Annotated in this window: 21 protein-coding genes; 7 read left to right on the top strand and 14 right to left on the bottom strand. The window is 41.5% G+C overall.

The annotated features are described in order from the left end of the window. Positions 1-16 precede the first annotated feature (16 nt). Complete coding sequence (locus BLP33_RS09325; RefSeq protein ID WP_090526839.1) at positions 17-445, bottom strand: PepSY-like domain-containing protein; 429 nt, start codon at positions 443-445, stop codon at positions 17-19. A 183-nt stretch (positions 446-628) separates the two neighbouring features. Here BLP33_RS09325 and BLP33_RS09330 point away from each other — a divergent pair, with 183 nt between their 5' ends. Next, positions 629-1,546, top strand: a complete 918-nt coding sequence (locus tag BLP33_RS09330; protein WP_090526841.1) for a PD40 domain-containing protein — start codon at positions 629-631, stop codon at positions 1,544-1,546. Positions 1,547-1,556: 10 nt separating this feature from the next. Here the strand turns inward: BLP33_RS09330 and BLP33_RS09335 are convergent, their stop codons facing one another. From BLP33_RS09335 to BLP33_RS09380, 10 genes are all read right to left on the bottom strand, one after another. Then, positions 1,557-1,934, bottom strand: coding sequence for a DMT family transporter (locus BLP33_RS09335; protein ID WP_208102497.1), 378 nt, complete (start codon positions 1,932-1,934; stop codon positions 1,557-1,559). A 7-nt stretch (positions 1,935-1,941) separates the two neighbouring features. After that, the gene (locus BLP33_RS09340) at positions 1,942-2,670 is read right to left on the bottom strand and encodes a sterol desaturase family protein (RefSeq protein ID WP_254780088.1); all 729 of its coding nucleotides are present in this window, start codon (positions 2,668-2,670) and stop codon (positions 1,942-1,944) included. A 230-nt stretch (positions 2,671-2,900) separates the two neighbouring features. Further along, on the bottom strand, positions 2,901-4,343 hold the full coding sequence (locus BLP33_RS09345) for an N-acetylneuraminate synthase family protein (protein ID WP_254780089.1): 1,443 nt from the start codon (positions 4,341-4,343) through the stop codon (positions 2,901-2,903). A gap of 15 nt (positions 4,344-4,358) precedes the next feature. Next, complete coding sequence (locus tag BLP33_RS09350) at positions 4,359-5,162, bottom strand: SDR family oxidoreductase (RefSeq protein WP_090526847.1); 804 nt, start codon at positions 5,160-5,162, stop codon at positions 4,359-4,361. A 3-nt stretch (positions 5,163-5,165) separates the two neighbouring features. After that, positions 5,166-6,506 carry an aminotransferase class III-fold pyridoxal phosphate-dependent enzyme gene (locus BLP33_RS09355; protein WP_090526849.1) on the bottom strand — a complete coding sequence of 447 codons (1,341 nt, stop codon included), beginning with the start codon at positions 6,504-6,506 and terminating at the stop codon, positions 5,166-5,168. 11 nt (positions 6,507-6,517) lie between these two features. After that, positions 6,518-7,456 (bottom strand): transketolase family protein, encoded by a 939-nt coding sequence (locus tag BLP33_RS09360; protein WP_090526851.1) that lies wholly within the window; start codon positions 7,454-7,456, stop codon positions 6,518-6,520. A 1-nt stretch (position 7,457) separates the two neighbouring features. Beyond that, positions 7,458-8,324 (bottom strand): transketolase, encoded by an 867-nt coding sequence (locus BLP33_RS09365; RefSeq protein WP_090526853.1) that lies wholly within the window; start codon positions 8,322-8,324, stop codon positions 7,458-7,460. A gap of 7 nt (positions 8,325-8,331) precedes the next feature. Continuing rightward, positions 8,332-9,159: a glycosyltransferase family protein gene (locus BLP33_RS09370; protein WP_254780090.1), complete on the bottom strand. Its 828-nt coding sequence runs from the start codon at positions 9,157-9,159 to the stop codon at positions 8,332-8,334. 9 nt (positions 9,160-9,168) lie between these two features. Beyond that, positions 9,169-10,233: a UDP-N-acetyl glucosamine 2-epimerase gene (locus tag BLP33_RS09375; RefSeq protein ID WP_090526855.1), complete on the bottom strand. Its 1,065-nt coding sequence runs from the start codon at positions 10,231-10,233 to the stop codon at positions 9,169-9,171. Between the two features lie 624 nt (positions 10,234-10,857). Further along, positions 10,858-11,157 carry a hypothetical protein gene (locus tag BLP33_RS09380; RefSeq protein ID WP_090526856.1) on the bottom strand — a complete coding sequence of 100 codons (300 nt, stop codon included), beginning with the start codon at positions 11,155-11,157 and terminating at the stop codon, positions 10,858-10,860. A 342-nt stretch (positions 11,158-11,499) separates the two neighbouring features. Here BLP33_RS09380 and BLP33_RS09385 point away from each other — a divergent pair, with 342 nt between their 5' ends. From BLP33_RS09385 to BLP33_RS09395, 3 genes are all read left to right on the top strand, one after another. After that, positions 11,500-14,073 (top strand): BamA/TamA family outer membrane protein, encoded by a 2,574-nt coding sequence (locus BLP33_RS09385; RefSeq protein WP_090526858.1) that lies wholly within the window; start codon positions 11,500-11,502, stop codon positions 14,071-14,073. Between the two features lie 90 nt (positions 14,074-14,163). Then, positions 14,164-14,862 carry a head GIN domain-containing protein gene (locus tag BLP33_RS09390; RefSeq protein WP_090526860.1) on the top strand — a complete coding sequence of 233 codons (699 nt, stop codon included), beginning with the start codon at positions 14,164-14,166 and terminating at the stop codon, positions 14,860-14,862. 112 nt (positions 14,863-14,974) lie between these two features. Then, complete coding sequence (locus BLP33_RS09395) at positions 14,975-15,448, top strand: hypothetical protein (protein ID WP_090526862.1); 474 nt, start codon at positions 14,975-14,977, stop codon at positions 15,446-15,448. A gap of 141 nt (positions 15,449-15,589) precedes the next feature. Here BLP33_RS09395 and BLP33_RS09400 read toward each other — a convergent pair whose 3' ends face one another. Continuing rightward, the gene (locus BLP33_RS09400) at positions 15,590-16,096 is read right to left on the bottom strand and encodes a hypothetical protein (protein ID WP_090526865.1); all 507 of its coding nucleotides are present in this window, start codon (positions 16,094-16,096) and stop codon (positions 15,590-15,592) included. Positions 16,097-16,353: 257 nt separating this feature from the next. On the opposite strand from BLP33_RS09400, the gene BLP33_RS09405 reads away from it, so the two are divergent. Then, positions 16,354-16,758, top strand: coding sequence for a hypothetical protein (locus tag BLP33_RS09405; protein ID WP_090526868.1), 405 nt, complete (start codon positions 16,354-16,356; stop codon positions 16,756-16,758). A gap of 26 nt (positions 16,759-16,784) precedes the next feature. Here the strand turns inward: BLP33_RS09405 and BLP33_RS09410 are convergent, their stop codons facing one another. After that, complete coding sequence (locus BLP33_RS09410; protein ID WP_090526870.1) at positions 16,785-17,450, bottom strand: response regulator transcription factor; 666 nt, start codon at positions 17,448-17,450, stop codon at positions 16,785-16,787. A gap of 355 nt (positions 17,451-17,805) precedes the next feature. Continuing rightward, positions 17,806-18,216: a nuclear transport factor 2 family protein gene (locus tag BLP33_RS09415; protein ID WP_090526872.1), complete on the bottom strand. Its 411-nt coding sequence runs from the start codon at positions 18,214-18,216 to the stop codon at positions 17,806-17,808. Between the two features lie 141 nt (positions 18,217-18,357). Here BLP33_RS09415 and BLP33_RS09420 point away from each other — a divergent pair, with 141 nt between their 5' ends. Both BLP33_RS09420 and BLP33_RS09425 read left to right on the top strand, forming a co-directional pair. After that, entirely contained in the window at positions 18,358-18,786 is a 429-nt protein-coding gene (locus BLP33_RS09420; protein WP_090526874.1) for a DUF1801 domain-containing protein, read from the top strand. Positions 18,787-18,798: 12 nt separating this feature from the next. Next, entirely contained in the window at positions 18,799-19,494 is a 696-nt protein-coding gene (locus tag BLP33_RS09425) for an ankyrin repeat domain-containing protein (protein WP_090526876.1), read from the top strand. The last annotated feature ends 174 nt before the right edge of the window (positions 19,495-19,668 follow it).

Raw genomic sequence — 19,668 nt, forward strand, 5'->3', positions numbered from 1 at the left:
ATTGTGACGGCTATATTCAATCAATTTTAATGAACTTTCCTTTTTGGTCAAATAACAGATCTTTCCCTTTTATTTCTGCCTCAAACATCTTTTTGCCCGCCGCATTGGTTACACGCCCGGCTTCTTTAATTTTTGTGCCTTTATAATTAGTTTTAACATATTCAAAAACAGCAGGAGGTAGTTGGTTAACCGGTATGGCATCCCCCTCTTCTACAAATTCGCCTTTGGGGGTAAAAGTTACCGAAGTATCCTCGCCCGATTTGCCTCCCCAATTGGCTTCATAATTTCCTTTTTCTTTTTCCCAGGTAACTTTTGTGGCATTTGGATATTTTTTGGCGAGGCTTTGCTTTACAGCGACTGGTACTTCTAAACTGCCGGTTGCTTTTACCACGGCACCGGTACCAAGCAGGGCGGCGGTGATGATTAATAAAATGGGCTTTTTCATAAGTGCTTTTATTTTGATTTACACTAATTTAAGAGAGCAATCTGGAGGAATATGGTACGGGCAAAACAACTTGATTTTAATTGAAACAAACTTGAATGGGTTTGAACCGGTGTTTGTAATTAACCACCGCTAACTTTGTTTTGCAGATAGTAAATCCAATAAAATAAACATAACCATTTTACCATGAGAATTTTAATTTTCCTGCTTGTGTTGTGCTGCTTTTATAGCTGTGTAAGCGCTCAAAGCAATTTTTTCAATAGCAAGGACGCTTATCTTGGACAGCAGCGCCCTAATGATACACCGCGTGTTTTTGCGCAACACATGTTGGTGCCCGATAGTGGCATAGCCATGGGGCGGTCGGCCTTTTCTGCAAATGGCAAGGAGTTCTATTACGGCAACTCCATACACTGGTTTAATGCAAAAGGTAATAAGATCCGTTATTTTAAATATGATGATAACAGATGGCAAGGCCCTTTTGTACTTAACTATGATTATAGCACACCAACTTTTTCTGTTGATGGCAGGAGCATGTACTTTGCAGGCAAAGGCGATGGTAAACATTCATATGTTTGGATATCACATCGCAACAAAGATGGTTGGACAGATCCATATGTATTTCTGAAAAAGGGTTATGGCCTTTACAATTTTATGCCGACCAACAGCGGAACTTTTTATGTAGGTAGTAACGGTGATAAGGGCAACGTAAGGGACTATAGTACTTACGATTTCTGCACGCTTACCATCTCCAAAACAGATACAGTTATTAAAAGCTTAGGACCGGTTATCAATACACCGGCATTCGACGGCGATTTCTATGTAGCGTCCGATGAGTCATACATGATCATCAGCTATAAGGAAAAGCCAGATTACGAATGTGAGCTCGGGATCACTTTTCGTAAGCCCGATCATAGCTGGACAGCACCGTTAAACCTTGGTCCGCTGATTAATGATGGTGATGCCCACCGCTGGGGTGAATATGTTACTCCTGATGGTAAATACCTGATTTATACCAAAGGCACCAGTGAAAAGGATTGTTGCCTTTATTGGGTACGGTTTGATACTTTGAAGGCAAAACTAAAAAAGGAGGCGTTGGGTAAATAACTCGCCAGGCTTACTTTATTTCCGGTCCATAAAATTTCAAACCTAAAACACCTGTCATGATCAGTAGCATGAAAAATATTTCCACGTAGGAGAGGCGCTGATTTAAAAACGAAACTTCTACTAATTTAATCAGGATGAGGGTTACCGCTGTCCAAACAGCATATGCTACGGCTGTTGGCACCAGTTTTATGGCCAGCGAAAAAAAGTAGATATTGCCGATGCCAAAAACAATATAGCCAACAAAAGGTAACCATACTGGCAGGCCATGTTGCAGGCTTAAAACAGAATTAAGACGAAGTGCCTTCAAATCGCTGAATTTCATGAATTTTAGCGAGAATGTCCAGGCCGCTTCAAATGCGGCTGCGATTAAAATATATAGCCAGGCCAATATGTTTTTAGTTTTGTTGTAGTACGTTTTCTTGTTCGGATACTAAGGTAACGGGTTGCTGCTCAATCTCCAATTTAGGTGCATTGTTTATTTTAACAGGAAGTAAAGTTTTCATCCAATTCATAAACCGTGGCCGCAGGTGATAATACCAGTTAAACCAGCGGTATTTGAGCAGCGTTTTTTCGTCGAAGCGTTTTACGCTGAATGCATGCTGCAAAAAGTAATCTTTGGGGTAATCATAATAGAGGCCCCAGTTTTCGGGCTTGTTGCCAGGCGTGTGGCCCGGGTCATAAACGGTACCGAAAAGGTAATCCCAAAATGAAAACTTCGTTGCGAAGTTGGCGTGAAAAACTTCCTGGTAATTGGCATGGTGCCATAAATGCAATTGGGGCGAGTTAATGATGTACTTAAGCTTGCCCATGTTTACCTTAATATTGCCGTGTATAAACATGCCAAACATGGCATCTAACATAGCTTTTATCGGTATAACTATTGGGTTGGCACCTAACAAAATGATAGGTGCAAACTCAATGGTTTGATTAATGATGATCTCCATGATATGCGAACGCGAACCGGCTAAAAAGTCAACCTCCTTGCCCGAGTGGTGCGCCTCATGAATACGCCAGAAAAATTTATTGGAGTGCTGAAAGCGGTGAAACAAATAGATATAAAGGTCATGCGTAAGCAGGAAAAACAAAACTTGTAATGCTACAGGCCAGTTACTTATTAAATGCATATGCGACAGATCAAAATGCGCCTCTAAAGGCTTAATGATATAATCGAAAATGAGGATTTTTAAAAAATAACTTTGTATCAGTGTATACCACACTAAATCAATCCAAAACCCCTCCCTGAAAAATTTCAAGCCTTTTCTGTAAGGCGATATTCGTTCCCAGGCAATGATGAATCCTATCCAGCAAAAAAGGATAATAGATGTAATTATGGTGGCTAGTTTTTCCGGAGACATTATGATTTAACGCTTGGTTTCTCTTTATATTCGTCGCTGATGTTTACCCTTAAACGTTTCATTGGTGCAAGTTCTGATTCGTAAACACGTTTTTCACCGTCACCAGCTGCCGTTTCAACATCCCTGATGTCGCGCACTAAACGTTGTAAACCCTGAGGCTCAACAGAAGCAGCATGGTCAGATCCCCACATGGCACGGTCGAGCGTAAAGTGGCGCTCAACAAAAGTTGCGCCCATAGCTACTGCACCCACGGTAGTTGCCAAACCTGTTTCGTGGCCCGAATAGCCGATAGGGATGCCCGGATATTTATTCTCCAGCGTCTGGATCATTTTAAGGTTAAGCTCATGCGGAGGGCATGGATAAGCCGAAGTTGAATGAGCAATAAACAGTGGATAGTTTTCATCAAAGGCATTGATATAATCCATAGTTGCTTCGATCTCTTTCATGGTCGACATACCGGTTGAAAGCATTAACGGTTTGCCGGTTTCAAGGATACGCTGAATCAGGGCAAAGTCGGTTAATGACGCCGACGCCAGTTTGTATAGGATGGTATCAAACTGTTCCATAAAATCGACAGATGGTGCGTCCCAGGCAGATACAAACCAGTCGATATCTACTTTTTTGCAATATTGGTCGATGGTTGCATATTCGGCTATGCCAAATTCGGTTTTACGTTTGTAGTCGATATAGGTAATGCGGCCCCATGGGGTGTCACGCATAATTTCCCACTGATCGCGCGGCACGCAAATTTCAGGTGTGCGTTTTTGAAATTTAACCGCATCGGCTTTGGCTGCTACAGCCTCATCAATTAATTTCTTACAAATATCAAGTGAACCATTGTGGTTGATGCCAATTTCGGCAATGATATAGCTTGGCTGGCCTTTGCCAATTATCCGGCCGTTTTGTAAAGTGATGGTGCCATTTCTTTTACCCGATAGGTATTTTTCGTTTTTGGCTTCGATAATCAGTTCGGCAAACTCCCGGAAGCACCCGTCGCCACCATTTAATGAACTTACGAAATCTACCTGTGCTTTAACGTGCGGTAAAGCATCGGCAGGAGAGGCAGTAAGCCCGGCCAGCTTCATCACTTCAAGGTCGTTGTAATCATCGCCGATAAAAGCAACTTCGGTAGGTTGCAGCTCTAAGCGGCTGCAAATTTCTTTAAAAGCAGCTACTTTATCTTTTGTACCTAAATGCAGTTCGGTGATGTGTAATTTTTCTGCTCTTTTAATTAATGACGGCGAGTTTTCGCCGGTAATAATACCAGTATTTACATCAGCAAATTTGCGAAGGCGTTCAACCCCCATACCATCGCGCATGCTGAATTTTTTTAAAAGCTCGCCGTCGTGATTGTAGTATACTCCGGCATCTGTTAAAACCCCATCGTTGTCGGTAAGCAATAGTTTAATGCCGGCCGCTTTTTGTTTTAAAATCTCGTTCATAATAGTTGGTTTAAATTAAATAGCTGTCCACCCCCCGTCCACAACCAGGTTAGCGCCGGTCATATAAGCCGATGCCTCGCTGGCCAGGAATATAAGCGCGCCCTGATAGTCTGACGCTTGGGCCATGCGCCCTAATAAAGTTTTTGCTGAATAGTTGCCAATGAAATCTTCGGTTTGCCCGGCTTCAACGCCGCCCGGAGAAAGGGTATTTACCCTCACGCCGGTATGGCCCCAATAGGCTGCTAAAAAGCGGGTGAAATTGATAATAGCCCCCTTAGTAACCGGGTATGCTGCCGACTTGTAAAAAGTCTGCTGACCGCGCGAATCGCGGTAAATGCTTTGATCGGGCCCAACCATGCCATATGTTGAAGCTATGTTGATGATACTACCGCTGCGTTGCAAGGCCATGTGTGTACCAAATACCTGTGAGCATAAGAATACGCCGGTAACATTTACATTAAGCGATTGCTGAAAAGCTTCCAGCGGATAGTTTTCAAACGCAGATAGCTCCTTAGCCATGGCCGGGTTCTCGAATTTATCGTTAATGGCGGCGTTGTTTACCAATACATCAACCGAATCATATTTATCAAGTGCTGCATTGAGCGCATCAATTAATGATTCCTTGCTGGTTACGTCAACGCCCAGCCCTAAATGATTATCGCCCAGTTCTGCGGCAAATGCCGTGGTTGCTTCAGCATTTATATCGGCCACTATTACGTTTGCACCTGCTGCTGCAAGGGCTTCGCAATGTTTACGACCGATGAGCCCTAAAGCACCCGTTACAACTGCAGTTTTCCCTTTTAATGAAAACAGATCCATGACTTAGGCTATACTTTTAGGTTTGATGTTGTAATTGCTCACCTTACGGAAAACGGCCTCTAACACTTCACCTTTTAGTTGACCTTTGATGTTACCGCTTTCGATGGCTGCTTTTAGCAATGGCAATACATCACGGTAAGCAGCAAGGATGTAGTCGATATCCTCGGTGGTGTGGCTGTAGCACATATTGTGGAAGCCAGCCCAAAGCACGCCGCGTTTTATCATTTCCTGCTGCATGAAGGTTTTTACTTCCAGACCGTTACCTGCATCAGGAGTAAAGGTTACCATGCTGCGGCAGTTAAAACCTACACAATAGGTGTATTTATCAACGCCCAACTCAATGGCAAGACTGTTGTAGCCATCTTTTAAAAGTGCACCATGTTCGTCAAGGTATTGTGGTACCTTTTTATCGCGAAGCTCATTGATCGTAGCGATGCAAGCCGCTAATGATAAAGCTTCGCCGCCAAAGGTTGTATAGCTGAATACTTCAGAGTTGAACAACTCCATCACATCGGCACGGCCTGTTAACAATGCTATTGGCATACCGTTGGCACATGCTTTTGAAAACACAGCCAAATCAGCTTTAACATTGAAATACTCCTGCGCGCCACCAACTGCTACACGGAAGCCTGTCCACATTTCGTCAAAAATGAGCAGGGTGCCATTAGCTTTGCAAACTTCTGCCAGTTCCTGCAGATAGCCCGGTTTCGGTGCCTCAAAAATGAAAGGCTCCAGTATAAGGGCAGCAACTGTTTCATCCAAAGCTGCTTTTACTGATTCAATGTCATTATATTCAAAAGTGTAAGTTAAATCCTGGATAGCTTCAGGCACACCCGAGTTGCGACTGGTGATACCAATATACCAGTCGTGCCAGCCATGGTAACCACAGCAAAATACCTTATCGCGACCAGTAAATGCACGTGCTACGCGGATAGCTGCTGAACAAACGTCGGCTCCTGTTTTAGAGATCTTTACCGCTTCAGCATTAGGTACAACCTGTTGTACCAGTTCTGAAAGTTCAACCTCAAGTGGGTGCATCAATGAAAAGGTAATACCATCATTCAATTGCTGACGGATAGCCTCGTCAACAGCAGGGTAGGCATAACCCAAAGAAATAGGGCCGATAGCCGAGTTCAGGTCAATATATTCGTTACCGTCTACATCCCATACATGCGATCCTTTACCTTTTACAAGATATTTTGGCGCTACACCTTTGGTAAATTGACCCGGGCCTTTAGCGAGGGTTTGAGTAACCGGTTTCTGAACTTTTAAAGCGCGTTCGTATAATTTATCTGACTCGGTAATGTTTGGATAATCGTTGTTAAGGTCTATTTTATTAGCCATGGTCAATATTTTTATTCTGAAAATTCAGGTGTTAAAATTTGTGGTTGGTTGTGGGTAGTTTGGTAGCCCAGTATTTTTTCGGCGATCTGTTTGCCTGTAAAACCTTCGTGCTCCAATACTGATGGAAGCAGTGCCGGCCTGAACCATTTTTCGTTCAGCGCCATAGGCAGTACGTTAGCTGTGGTACGGTGTTTTAATAAAACTTCGGCTACGATGGTGTAAAGACCACCGGTTAAAAAATGGTCTTCAAGCGTAACTACCAGTTTGCTTTGTGCCGATGCTTTCAATATAGCCTGCTCATCAACAGGTTTAAGGCTACGCATGTTGATCAAACCCACAGAAAGGCCTTCGCTTTTCAGCATTTCAACAGCGATGAGCGCCTGCTCAAATAATAAGCCGTAGGTTAAAATGGTTACATCGCTGCCCTCAGCTATCACTTCGGCTTTGCCTGGGGTAAAAGGTTCGTGTACGTAAGTGGTTTTGCGTGTGTTGATGCGGGTATATGCCGGGCTTTTGCTTTCCCAGATCTGAGGCAGCATTTTTACCAGGTCATCTTCATCAGCCGGGGCAAATACGGTTACATTAGGGATGCCACGCATAATCGAGATATCTTCAACAGCCTGGTGGGTTGGCCCGTTACCATCTGATAAAAAACCGGGGATGAATGAGCTCAACTTAACCGGCAAATTGGCGATGCCAACATCGGTACGTACAAACTCAAACGCACGCATGGTTAAAAAAGCGGCAAGCGCGTGTACTACCGGGGTACGGCCACGCAGGGCAAGGCCCGCCGCCGCACCAATCATGGTTTGCTCGGTAATACCGGTATCAATAAAACGTTTGCCTAATATACCGGGCAGGTTACGTACCAGCGCGCGGTTTTCGGCGGTCATTACAATCACTTGCTCGTTGGCAAGGGCTGTTTGGGTTAAAAGTTCTTCGTAACTCATCTTATCGCACCACTAAAGTTTCTGATGTTAATGTTGTTTGATGTTCGCCGTGCAGCTCTAATAAAAGCTGCTGAATCTCGTCTGCATTGAAATTACAAAACCACCTATCTGCACGTTCCTGTATGCTTGGCAGGCCTTTGCCGCGCACTGTATCGGCAATAATGACATTAAGTTTTTCGGCCTGAAAAGGGAAAGCACCAAATGCTTCGTCAAGCTCGGCAAAACTATGTCCGTTTATTCTTTTAACGGCTGCGCCAAAGACTTCAAATTTATCGGTAAGCGGCTCCAGCGGAATCAAGTCTTCCGTACGCATATTAGCCTGGAAATGGTTGCGGTCAACCACGAATAGCAGGTTATCCAGTTTATAAGCGTTTGCTACCAACATGGCTTCCCAGCAGGTGCCTTCATTCAACTCGCCATCGCCCAAAATGCAAACAACTTTGTTTGTGCCGCCGCTGATCTTCAAATCCATAGCGACGCCAATAGCTACCGAAGGTAAATGGCCTAATGAGCCTGAGTGGAACTCAATGCCTGGAATTTTGGTGTTTGGGTGCCAGTAAATATGATCATTAAGTAGCAAGTGGTTTTTTAAACGTTCTTTTTCCAATAAACCCAGTTCGGCAAAGGTGCCGTACAAGGCAGGTACATCATGGCCTTTTGACAGAAAAAGGTAATCGCGGTTTGGATCATCAAGATTATCCTTGTTAATGTTTAAAAAGCGGTTATATAAATAAACAATAAGGTCCACCGCCGATAGCGATGCACCTGTAAAACACCCGCCATCGGTAGACATGCGGATGATGTGCTCCCGTACCTTCAGAGCGGTGCCTGTTAATTCCTGGTAATTGTTGTTCTCCACTGTTATCATTCGCTTGTTATAATTCCTGTAAGTTTTTTGAGGGTGCCTGTTTGGTTTGGGCAGATGTAATGGTTTTTAGCTCATCTACATGGTGCCTGTACCAGTTTACCCCGGCATATTGTGCATTGATATTATAGATCTCGGGTTTTTGAGTTAGCAGGTTAAGAATATCATCGCACGAGAAATTATTGTTATCTGCATATAATTCGCGGAATACCCGTTCTATGAAATAATAGTCTTCTGCATAGTCAATCGTAAACCGGTGCGACATGGAATAATCCAAACCGGCAGGCCAGGTTACGTTACCAAGCCTGAATAATTGAGGATTTTCCCATATATAAGGAGTGGTATGCTCCAGTTCCAGCTCCCGGCTTGCTTGTTCCCAAGCTTTGGTGAGGCAATCCATGCTCATGATCTCCACATCGTTACCATCGGGATATGTAGCCGGGTGCAGGTTGCTTACAAAATCAAAGCTGTTTTGGTTGGCAAAAAAGTAATCCAATACATGGTCCACAATACGCGGATCAATGAGCGGGCAATCAGAGGGGATCTTTAATACAACATCTGCATTATGCAATTTCGCTGCCTGGTAATGTCTGTCGAGCAGGTTATTCAGACTGCCGCGATAATAAGGGACACCTATGTTGATAGCTTCATTGATGATGATATCATCAGCCGGCGTTTCGGATGTGGCGATGATCACTTCTGCCTCGTGACCGATCATTTTAAGCCGCTCAATCATCCTTGCCAGCAGGCTTTTACCCAATATAGGCAGCATTACCTTACCCGGTAAACGGCTCGAAGCCATGCGGGCCTGTACTACAATTAATATTTTCTGTTTCACGGTAAATGATTACCAGTTAGCTATTAGTTCTTCGGTTAATTGCGTCTCCGGCTTATTAACCTGGTATTTATCCATAGCCGCGTGCGGGTCAAAGCTTTTCTTATCGCCATCGTGGTTTAAAAAACCGCGGCAAATGGCAGCGATATTTCTTGCTGATACGCCATCGTTTTGTATCGGTGCAAGTCTTTTAAGCTCATCGACATCAAAAAGTGAATGAACTTTTTTGCCTAAAGCAATACCTGTATAAACTACCGTTGAGTATTGAGTAATGAGCTCACAGCAATTAGCTATCATATGGTTGGTATTGCCTTTACTGTATACCAATGTACCGGCCGGCGTATTGGCGTAGATTTCTTTTTCGGCCCTGGCAAAATTCTCGTTAGGATGAAGCTTAAAGAGCAATGGACGGCCATTGGCAATTTTTACCGCTTTTTTAATAAAGGCAATCCTGTTTTCAATGCGGAATGTTTCGCGCATATCAGTAGTGGCTACCATTACATAGTTGTGGTGCGGAAAATCATTATTAACGTGCTGAACCAGGTTATCATAGTTTGGCATGCCGGTTACCACAATTTTGCGTTCGCTGGTACCTTTACCTGTAAAGTACTGTTTGTAACCTTCTGATGCGGCACAATAGACATCACATATGTTTGACGAACCGTTTAACGAGGTGTTGCCGCAAAGTGTAGGAGGAAGCTTTAGGGCTTTAACAACACTGCTCCAGGGAGTGTAACGATCAATCATACCCTCTTGCACCCAAATGGTTTTAATGTTGCGCATGCGCGGAGGCACAATCAAATCGGTACAGAATACAACAAGGTCATATTTGTTTTTTTGTGCCCTGAAATCAATTTGTAAAGCATGTTTTTGAAGGTACTCTTCAGAAATAAGCCTGAATTTGGTAGAAAGCACTGTGCCGCTAAGCAGGGTAGTTTTATTAATAATGGTATTTAAGGTAGTATTATCAGTAAACAACTGGCTAAACCAGCAGTCAAACTCAGGCAGCTCATTAGCTATCTGGTGCATTTGAGTGGTTTGGTTAATTGAACCGGTAATGAATAATATTTTCTTCATCCTTTTATTTCAATTAGCTTTAATTCCCGAAATTTTGTTTGTGAAAGGCATTAAGGTATAGACCGATTTTGTATAGATTCTGTAGTTAGCCGTTGTGAAAAGAAATTGGCCGGATGACATAGTAATATTGTTAGGTTGAGTAGTTGTCATATCAAATTTCAAAATATTGCATGGCCAATTCTTTACAAATTCCTGATTCAGAATTTAAATAAGAAGTTGCCATATCCGGCTAAAACTTATGATTTGATAAATGTAGGAGGGTAGTTTTTAAATAATGAAAACCCAAAGTTATCAAATCGTTAAGCCGTAATTTTCAGTAAATTATTTATTAACAAACGCGCCGCTCTGTTAATTGCTTTAAACAGAGTATTATAGTGCAGGAGAGAGAAATTAAAAAATGCAGTAAGGTTAATTGAAATACAAGTTACAATCAATTTACACTATTGCAAAATTTTTTTTACAAACAATAAATTGATATATGTAATGACTAATTTAACTGGTTTTTGAAGTTTGAATATCAGTTGGGGAAAGTAAATATTGCCCTCGGGGGGGTAGATGCTTTTAATGTTGTAGGTCTCTTTATAATAGGTTATCTTGAAAAATTTAGTGGTATATTTAGTATGGCTAAACCATTATTTTAAACAAGATCAGTATAGCCGTTATGAATAGCACTATCATCCCACCAAGGAAAAGGTAATCTGCCACGGCTTCCGAACGTCCGCCGGGTTTTATATTTCCCCGGATGGACAGAAAAGACAGTATACAGCTTAGCATAAAAAAAACAAGTGCTATGGTTACTGTTTCGTCAATATAGGTCCGGTCGGACATTTTCAGGAATTTCAATGAGGTAAGCACCACAAAGCACAAGCCCAGTAAATTTGATGCTGCGTTAAGGATGTGTGGCGATTTATCGTTGCGGGTCATACAATCATAAAACTAATAAAATTTAGTATTTAGAGGCTGTTTGCTTTCAAAATCTTTTTCGGTCAATATCAGAACGGTAATAACATAACCGCCTGCCTGATGTGTAAAATGATTACAGATTGATTATTTTTATACCTGTGTAAGAGTTTAAAAGACTATTAAGATAACAGCGATATTGTTGTGTTATTCAGAATCGCCTTTTAAAATAACGATATATCGCTACTTTTTTTGTGCTGATTTTTGTTAAGTATCTGTATTTTAGATGCTTGCGTGTTTGGTATGTCTCTTGTTAACAGTTTAGTTTATTGTATTTTAAGTCCTGCATCTTAAACACATCACCTCATGACAAAAAGGATACTTACTATTTTATTTCTTACGGGCTCGGCAGTGTATGCTAATGCCCAGGCTATAGCGCCATCGGCCTGGCAAAAATTTCCGGATAGCACTGTTGTAAGTGTTCACGCCTCATATGATGATGTAAGCGGGATTCACCGTTGGCTGTTCGGCGAAAACTATCGTAAGGACTGGGCCATGAAAGTGAAGCTTCCGGTTATAAAACTATCACAAATAAATGGCGGCCTATCACCTATTAAACAGGGTGGTGGTATGGAATCAAAGTCGTTACGTTTGGAAGATAAAACCGGCCGCGAGTGGGTATTGCGTAGTGTTGAAAAAACACCGGATAAACTGTTGCCCGAAAATTTGCAGGGTACCTTTGCTGTTGATTGGGTTGGTGATGAATTTAGCGGCCAGCACCCATATTCCGCTTTGATTGTGCCACCGCTTGCCGAAGCTGCGCATGTAGCACATGCTAACCCTATCATAGGTGTTGTGGCCGAAGACCCGGCGCTTGGGCAATACAGCAAGTTGTTTGTTGGCACTGTTTGTTTGATAGAAGAAAGAGAGCCGATTGGTTCATCAGATAATACCCTTAAAATGGAAGAGCAGCTGCTTAAAAGCTACGATAACAGGCTGGATGGGGAAGGCTTTTTACGTGCCCGCATGCTTGATCTTTTAATGGGCGACTGGGACAGGCACGAAGATCAATGGCGCTGGGCTGATACTAAAGATGGTAAAGGTAAAACCTATGTTGCTGTACCCCGAGATCGTGACCAGGTATTTCATGTTACACAGGGTGTGTTTCCGAGTATTGCTGCATTGCCATGGATTGATCCTTTATTGGAAGATTTTACCGGGGATATTCCGCATGTGAAATATTCTCTTTTCAAAACAAGGTTCATGAAACAGTATCCGGATGCACAAATAGGCTACGAACGATGGATGCAGATTGCCAATGAATTTGTTAAAGCCGAAACTGATGCTGTGCTCGAAGAAAGTTTAAAACGCCTGCCTGCAGAAAGCTATAAATTGAGGCATAAAGAGTTGCTTGCCATATTAAAACAACGCCGGGATAATATACCGGCAGCAATGAGTGAGTATTATAAATTCACTAATAGGATAGTGGATATCCGCGCTACTGATAAAAGCGAACTGATCACCGTTGCCGATGCGCCCGACAAGGCTATGCGTATAACAATTAATAAACTGAATAAAGATGGCGAAACCAAAGATCAGTTTATGGATATGGTGTACAAGCCCGAAATCACTAAAGAAATAAGATTGTATGTTTCTGCCGGAAATGACCGCATAGTTATTAATAATGCCAATTCGCCCATTAAGTTAAGATTGATTGATAGTGTGGGTAGTAAAACTGTTGAGGTTAAGCAGTCGGCACAAACAATAAAATTTTATGGTCGGCGGGATAGCACCAATTTTACCGGCAACGTCGGCCAATTAAATAAGCATCTTTCAAATGATACCTCAAATACTCAGTTTTTACCCACCAATTTATACAATGTGTGGATGCCGCTCGCCACTGCAGCATTAAATAAGGATGATGGCTTTTTACTTGGCCTGGGTTTTCAATATACCGGTCATGATGGTTTCAGGAAATTGCCTTATTCAACATTACAGCAGGTAATGATCACCCATTCGTTTGCTACGGATGCTTTCAGGATCAAATACCGGGGGGAATGGATAGATGCCGTTGGCAAAGCTGATTTTACTATGCAGGCCAACATCCAGTCGCCTGATAATACGGTGAACTTTTTTGGCCTGGGTAATGAAAGCCCGTTAAATAAATTTCCTGGTTATCGTACTTACTACCGTACACGGTATGATATTTATCAGTTTGATCCGGCTTTACGCTGGCATACGGGCAAGAACAGCGATATCAGTGTTGGTCCGTCATTTCAATATTATCATCTCAATCTCAATGACAATACCGGGCGGTTCATCAATCAAACATCGCTCATCAATTCTTACGATAGCTTAACAGTTGGGAAAAATAAAGCTCATCTTGGCGCACTGATCAATTATATCACAAATCAACGTGATAATAACATCCTGCCTACAAAGGGCTACTATTTTACTGTAACGGTACAAGGTTATGAAGGACTTAACAGTTATTCCAAATCTTTTGTACAGATTAAGCCAGAGTTTACTTTCTATCAAAAACTAACCCCTGGCGGTGCTATTGTATTATCTGATCGTGTTGGTGGCGGTGTAAGTTTTGGAAAGCCGGCCTTTTATCAATCAATGTTTTTGGGCGGACAAGGCAACCTATTGGGGTATCTGCAAAACCGGTTTGCAGGCAAGCATATCGTGTTCAATAATTTACAGGCAAGGGTTAAACTTGCTGATATAGCCAGCTATATTTTACCTGGCCAGTTGGGTTTGGTAGGCTTTTATGATACGGGGCGTGTTTGGATAGAAGATGAGCATTCGGATAAGTGGCATACCGGTACCGGCGGCGGGTTATATTTTGCACCGGCAAGTTTAACAGTATTGCAATTGCTGGCCGGTCATTCAAGTGAGGGCTGGTATCCTTACATATCGCTTAACTTCAGGTTGTAGTGAATCTTTGCCGAAGTTGGTAGAGGTAAAAAAATCAAAAAAATTGCAACGTTTTTTTTGAAAAAGCGTCATATTCTTAAACACGCGATCATGAAAAAACTAATCTTCTCACTTATGGCTTCGTTACTAACGGTTTCGATAGCCTTTAATGCTTCCGCGCAAACTGTAACCCGCAACGTATCGGGTTATAACGGTATTGCCTGTGGTGGCCCGTTTAACGTATTTATTAAAATTGATGGAACCGAAAGTCTGAAACTTGATGTTGATGCCAATGTAGTTGATGATATTAAAACTGAAGTAGAAAACGGCATATTAAAAGTTGAATTTAAAGATCACTGGAAAAACCACCGCAATATGCAACGCGCCAACATTTATATCACCGCCAAAAGCCTTGGATACCTTGCTAACAGCGGTTCAGGAAATGCAACTGTTGATGGTACAATGACCGCCGAAAATGCCAAAATTGCGTTAAGCGGTTCTGGTAATATTAAAACTGCCGTTAAATCAGGTACTTTGGACCTGAAAATCAGCGGATCGGGCTCAATTGATGTTAATGGCAGTACAGGTATGGCCGACTGCCGTATTTCAGGTTCGGGAGAGATAAACGGTAAATCATTAAGAACTGAAACTGTTGAAGCTTCAATTGCAGGTTCAGGAAATATTAATTTGATTGCCAGTAAAACAGTTTCTGCGCGTATTTCTGGTTCAGGAAGTGTTGTATATTCCGGTACCGCAACAATTGGTACAACCCGTTACGCGGGATCAGGCAGGGTTAGCAAAGCTGATTAAAACCTGGTTAACTCACTATATCGAAAGACTGCTTCTTCATAGCGGTCTTTTTTTGTTATTAGTGTAGCGAATTAAAAGTTTCTATCGTATGGATAGGTAAAGCCTTCACTTTATGATTAAGCCTGTATTGATATTTAAGAATTTAACTGTTTGCCTGTTGCTATCGGTTTTGTTTTCTCTTGGCGCCTGTAAAAAAGACAAGGCGCAGCAACCCGTCAAAAAAAATACATCCCTTTTTGGCCAGTGGTATATTCCGGTTAAAGAGGGGGAACAAGCGCGTTATTTAGTATTCTCGTCGGATAGTACTTTTATTTTGGCTGATGTAACTTATAAAAATGGTAATTCAACAACGGTTCAGTACACCGGGAAATTTCATACTAAAGGAGATGGATTAAACATTGTTATCGCAAAAAAAATCGTAAGTGAAGGTAGTAATGTTATCAGTACCGCCCCTTCTAACGCTCAATTTTATACCAATTCGGCGTTTGTTGTCGACAATTATAAATTGACCATAAACTATAAAGACAATACCGGGGCTGCTATGAAAAGTATTTTTTCGATGGTACTTCAGGATAAAGTTATTTGATTTAGTTTTGTTTTTTAAGCACCCCGGTCGGGGTGCTTTTTTGTTTATACTTTATTAATTCCGCCGGCCACACGTTGAGCCTAACGAATACATGATTCCCTTTGCTTAAATTATCGGCATAAGTGCCGGCGAAATATCAATTCACATAGCTGGAGTAAACCCTTTGCGTTGGCCCTTTAGTTTAATCGCCTGGTATATCATAATCAGAATAAATAACACCAGCAGGATCAAAAGTCCCATTTTTACTACGGGAGAGTCAGGTCCTTCAGCCAGTGGTTGTTCAACCGGAAGTCTGGTGAGCGTTTCAACTACAGCAGGTACTAATGAGAAAAATAAGGTGGCTGTCATGCCTATAGTTTGTACATAATCGGCCTTGCTGCCAAAAATGCGCAGGGAGGGGGCATAGTAAACAACAGGCAATAATATTAAAATAAGAAACGAAAGGTTGTGGGCACTGCTCAGGTGACCGGTTTTCATAACCAAAAATGAGGATAAACAGGCCAGCACGGTAAAAACACCGTAAAGCCTGCCGTTTTTTGTTTTAGGGGCGATTTTCCCGTCCTGAAACAATGCAATAAAACCGATGGCAACTCCCACAAGACTTATGGCTGTATGAATAACTCCTAATGTTGATAAATGATTTGGCATAACAGTGATTTTTAAGGTTAATAATATTTTGAAAAGTGATTTGCTTAAGAATAAACAGGTTTTATCAATACTTATGCCTTTTTGTTATATTATTGATAATGAGTTATTTGTAATCTGTTTGACTTTGAAATGACGAAATCTCGTCACGATTTGCCATCACTAACGGAATATAGCAATTGTGAGTTATAAAATAGTAAAACAAACTTATCTGCGGCGCTAAGGTTAGTTAAAATAGTTGCATGCTAAATCTGAAACAAATGTTGAGCATTTATTATAAGATCTGGGTTGACGCCATTACGCAGGAAAGGGCGAAGAAAGGCGAAGATGGCAAGTATTGGAAGGCATTTACAATTATCCCCATATCTTTGATTCAGGGGGTTAACCTGCTAACATTATTGTTTTTCCTTCGTTTTTTTACTGATATTCCTATCCTTTTTACGTTGGACTTAACCAGGGATAAAGCCATAAATGGATTCATAGCCGGGCTACTTGTATTTTTTATCCCCTTTGTGCTATTGAATTACCTGCTTATATTTTACAACAATCGTTATAATAAGTTGATGAACTTATATCCCGCTAAGGATAGTAAACTCTATCGTAATTATGTTTTAATAAGTTTGGGTATAATAGTGATCCCTTTTGTGCTTAAGCTGATTTTTTAACAAATGGATTGTATTAATAAAATCTTTTAAACGGTTATGATCTGATTTTTGATGGCAAAAAGTACCATGCCTGTTCTTGATTTAAGCCCAAACTTTTGAAATAACGATTCGCGATAATTATCAATAGTATGCGGGCTCAGGTTCATTTCGTCGGCAATTTGCCTGTAGGTGAGCTCAGAGCAGCTTAGTTTCAGAAATATAAGTTCATTGGAGCTAAGCTCTTTGGATTTATCGGCGGGTGTATTTTTATTTTGCATGGTATAAAGCAATTTGCCGCTTACCAGTTCATTTAGATAATAGCCGTGCTTTTGGATAGTTTGCATCGCATAAACTACGTCTCTTATCTTCGATTCCTTAAGCATATAGCCAACAGCCCCGTTCTTAAGCATGTTTATAATCGGTTTATCTTCGTCAGACATGCTTAACGCCAGCACTTTTACTGTAGGGTGATTTTCACGTAACCAGGCCGTAGCTGCGTAACCATCCATTACCGGCATGGTTATATCCATCAATATAATATCAGGTAAGGAGGATTTTTTTAGCTTGCTGATCATATCCTCTCCATTTTCGGCGTCAAAAAGGATATTGATCTCTTTAAAATCGCCCAGTAAGCTGATCATTCCCTGTCTAAATAAGGTATGATTATCAACTATGGCAATTTGTACAGGCCCGGTAAATGTTGAAGTGTGCATTAATATTAGGTGTATATGTTAACTGATGTTAATCATATTGCCAAAGTAAAAAAAATAATGAACTTATATTTCATTTTACCATGCAGTTTAAAGCAAAAAAGGGTGGTTTCACCCTTTTTAATTCTTAATTGTTAAGCGAGATTTGGTTGTTGAAAGAAATATACCCAACTTTTAATTTACACACCTGATAAAATAAATATTCAAGTGCTGCGAAGAGGCGTCGGGATATTGAAATTACAGCTCGAAACGATATTAACTGAATTTAAGGAAGGCCTAAACCTTTTTGCTCAATTATTTAATATTGATGTTTAGCCCATTATAAGAGTCATCGGCTTTCGTAATGGGCTATTTCTTTTTACAGCCGCCTGTCTTCTTCTTTGATGGGCAGGTCATTGATGCTGGCATAGCGCTTTTGCATTAAGCCGTTTTCGTCAAACTCCCAGTTCTCGTTGCCATAAGCACGAAACCATTGGCCTTCGGCATTATGATATTCGTACTCAAAACGTACTGCAATACGGTTATCTGTAAAGGCCCACAGTTCTTTTTTTAATTTATAATCGAATTCTTTTTCCCATTTGCGGGTTAAAAATTCCACTACCTGTTGGCGCCCGTTTACAAATTCCGAGCGGTTGCGCCATTCGGTGTCAATGGTGTAAGCTAAAGAAACCCTTGCCGGGTCCTGGCTGTTCCAGGCGTCTTCGGCTAATTGCACTTTTTGGGTGGCTGTTTCAAAGTTAAATGGCGGTAATGGCAGCTTTTGTTCCATGATGGTAATAATCTGATTTGATATATCAAAGTTAAGACGATGCAGGGTTATTTAATGGTACTATTCAACGTTCCTTTGGTATTATGTTTTCTTTTTTTAAATTTAGATAGGCCCTCTTAACCAGTTTATTACCTGTTAATCATGAAAGCCAAAAGTACCAAACCAGTTGTCCTTGCCGACTCGGCAGGGGTAGACAGTTATATGCAAAAGCTTGATCACCCATTGAAGGGAGTGTTAGGAGCGCTGAGAAAAATTATCCTGGCTATTGACGATGAAATTGGCGAGCATATCAAATGGAATGCACCGAGCTTTTTATATATCGGTGAAATGAAACCCTTTGATCCTAAAGAGTATAAAAGATATATTATCGTTTCGAACGTGTACCAAAAAGATTGTATCAGACTGGTATTCCCCTCAGGGGCAAAGATCAATGATACATCCGGTTTGCTTTCCGGCGATTATGCCGACGGCCGCCGGTTGGCTTTTTTTCACAATATGGAAGAAGTTAAGGCAAAAGAAGAAGCTTTGCGAAACGTTGTGAAAACCTGGTTGACTTTGCTGGATAAATAAAAGGAGAAAGCTATGATCAAATTTATTCAGCACATAAAAGAACTTAACGTTGGAGCTGTTAAAGTGATGATCGAAGAAGACCACGGCTGGCTTACCTGGGCTGAAGACAGCGGTAAAAACGCACTTCATTACCTGTGTGGCATTGAAATCGCCAAACGCCCTGCAAAAGCCGAAGAAAGTTTGACCATGCTTAAGCTGTTGCTGGCAAAAGGCATGGATATCAATTCAATCCACCGGATAAAAGAGGAATGCGGCTTTTTTCCGGCCACCCCGCTTTGGTATGCTTATACCCGGGGAAGAAATAAGCTGTTATATGAATATTTGCTGGCTAATGGCGCCAATCCGGAGCATTGCATGTATGCCATAACCTGGTATAATGATGTGAAAGCCGCCGGTCTGTTTAAAAGCTATGGTGCACAAACAGACCCGGGTGCTGGAGATGACAGCCCGTTTATGGCCGCATTCAACTGGAAACGCTTTGAAGTGGCCGAATGGTTTTTAAGCAATGGCGCCGATGTAAATTTTACCGATAAAGACGGGAATACTGCACTTTTTTATGCGGTGAAACGAAAGTATAAACTGGATCAGATCAGGTTGTTGCTGAAATATGGCGCCGACTTTAATATAGAGAATAAACAGGGGATATCAGCCAGGAAATTGGCAGAGCAAAATAATCAGACCGGAGTTTTGAAGTTGTTTACCTCTTGAATTAAATAATTATTCTTATAATGGATCTCAAAAATAGTGTTGACCGGGTGTTTTTTTGCATATAATCGGGTAAGCAATGATTATGGGCATGCTTTAAGCATGTAGCTCATAACAATATTTGCAGCTCAGTACTCCACAGCTGTGTCCTGTTTGTAGCGCCAATTATAAATTGCT

The organism is Mucilaginibacter sp. NFR10, from assembly GCF_900100445.1.
GTDB classification, from domain to species: domain Bacteria; phylum Bacteroidota; class Bacteroidia; order Sphingobacteriales; family Sphingobacteriaceae; genus Mucilaginibacter; species Mucilaginibacter rubeus.

Coding starts and splice junctions, on each gene's coding strand:
- BLP33_RS09420 (WP_090526874.1), top strand. CDS start 18,358: ATGAAAGCCAAAAGTACCAAACCAGTTGTCCTTGCCGACTCGGCAGGG.
- BLP33_RS09350 (WP_090526847.1), bottom strand. CDS start 5,162: ATGGATCTGTTTTCATTAAAAGGGAAAACTGCAGTTGTAACGGGTGCT.
- BLP33_RS09410 (WP_090526870.1), bottom strand. CDS start 17,450: ATGCACACTTCAACATTTACCGGGCCTGTACAAATTGCCATAGTTGAT.
- BLP33_RS09405 (WP_090526868.1), top strand. CDS start 16,354: ATGTTGAGCATTTATTATAAGATCTGGGTTGACGCCATTACGCAGGAA.
- BLP33_RS09345 (WP_254780089.1), bottom strand. CDS start 4,343: ATGAACGAGATTTTAAAACAAAAAGCGGCCGGCATTAAACTATTGCTT.
- BLP33_RS09390 (WP_090526860.1), top strand. CDS start 14,164: ATGAAAAAACTAATCTTCTCACTTATGGCTTCGTTACTAACGGTTTCG.
- BLP33_RS09380 (WP_090526856.1), bottom strand. CDS start 11,157: ATGACCCGCAACGATAAATCGCCACACATCCTTAACGCAGCATCAAAT.
- BLP33_RS09375 (WP_090526855.1), bottom strand. CDS start 10,233: ATGAAGAAAATATTATTCATTACCGGTTCAATTAACCAAACCACTCAA.
- BLP33_RS09400 (WP_090526865.1), bottom strand. CDS start 16,096: ATGCCAAATCATTTATCAACATTAGGAGTTATTCATACAGCCATAAGT.
- BLP33_RS09425 (WP_090526876.1), top strand. CDS start 18,799: ATGATCAAATTTATTCAGCACATAAAAGAACTTAACGTTGGAGCTGTT.
- BLP33_RS09385 (WP_090526858.1), top strand. CDS start 11,500: ATGACAAAAAGGATACTTACTATTTTATTTCTTACGGGCTCGGCAGTG.
- BLP33_RS09330 (WP_090526841.1), top strand. CDS start 629: ATGAGAATTTTAATTTTCCTGCTTGTGTTGTGCTGCTTTTATAGCTGT.
- BLP33_RS09355 (WP_090526849.1), bottom strand. CDS start 6,506: ATGGCTAATAAAATAGACCTTAACAACGATTATCCAAACATTACCGAG.
- BLP33_RS09415 (WP_090526872.1), bottom strand. CDS start 18,216: ATGGAACAAAAGCTGCCATTACCGCCATTTAACTTTGAAACAGCCACC.
- BLP33_RS09395 (WP_090526862.1), top strand. CDS start 14,975: ATGATTAAGCCTGTATTGATATTTAAGAATTTAACTGTTTGCCTGTTG.
- BLP33_RS09365 (WP_090526853.1), bottom strand. CDS start 8,324: ATGATAACAGTGGAGAACAACAATTACCAGGAATTAACAGGCACCGCT.
- BLP33_RS09325 (WP_090526839.1), bottom strand. CDS start 445: ATGAAAAAGCCCATTTTATTAATCATCACCGCCGCCCTGCTTGGTACC.
- BLP33_RS09340 (WP_254780088.1), bottom strand. CDS start 2,670: ATGCATTTAATAAGTAACTGGCCTGTAGCATTACAAGTTTTGTTTTTC.
- BLP33_RS09360 (WP_090526851.1), bottom strand. CDS start 7,456: ATGAGTTACGAAGAACTTTTAACCCAAACAGCCCTTGCCAACGAGCAA.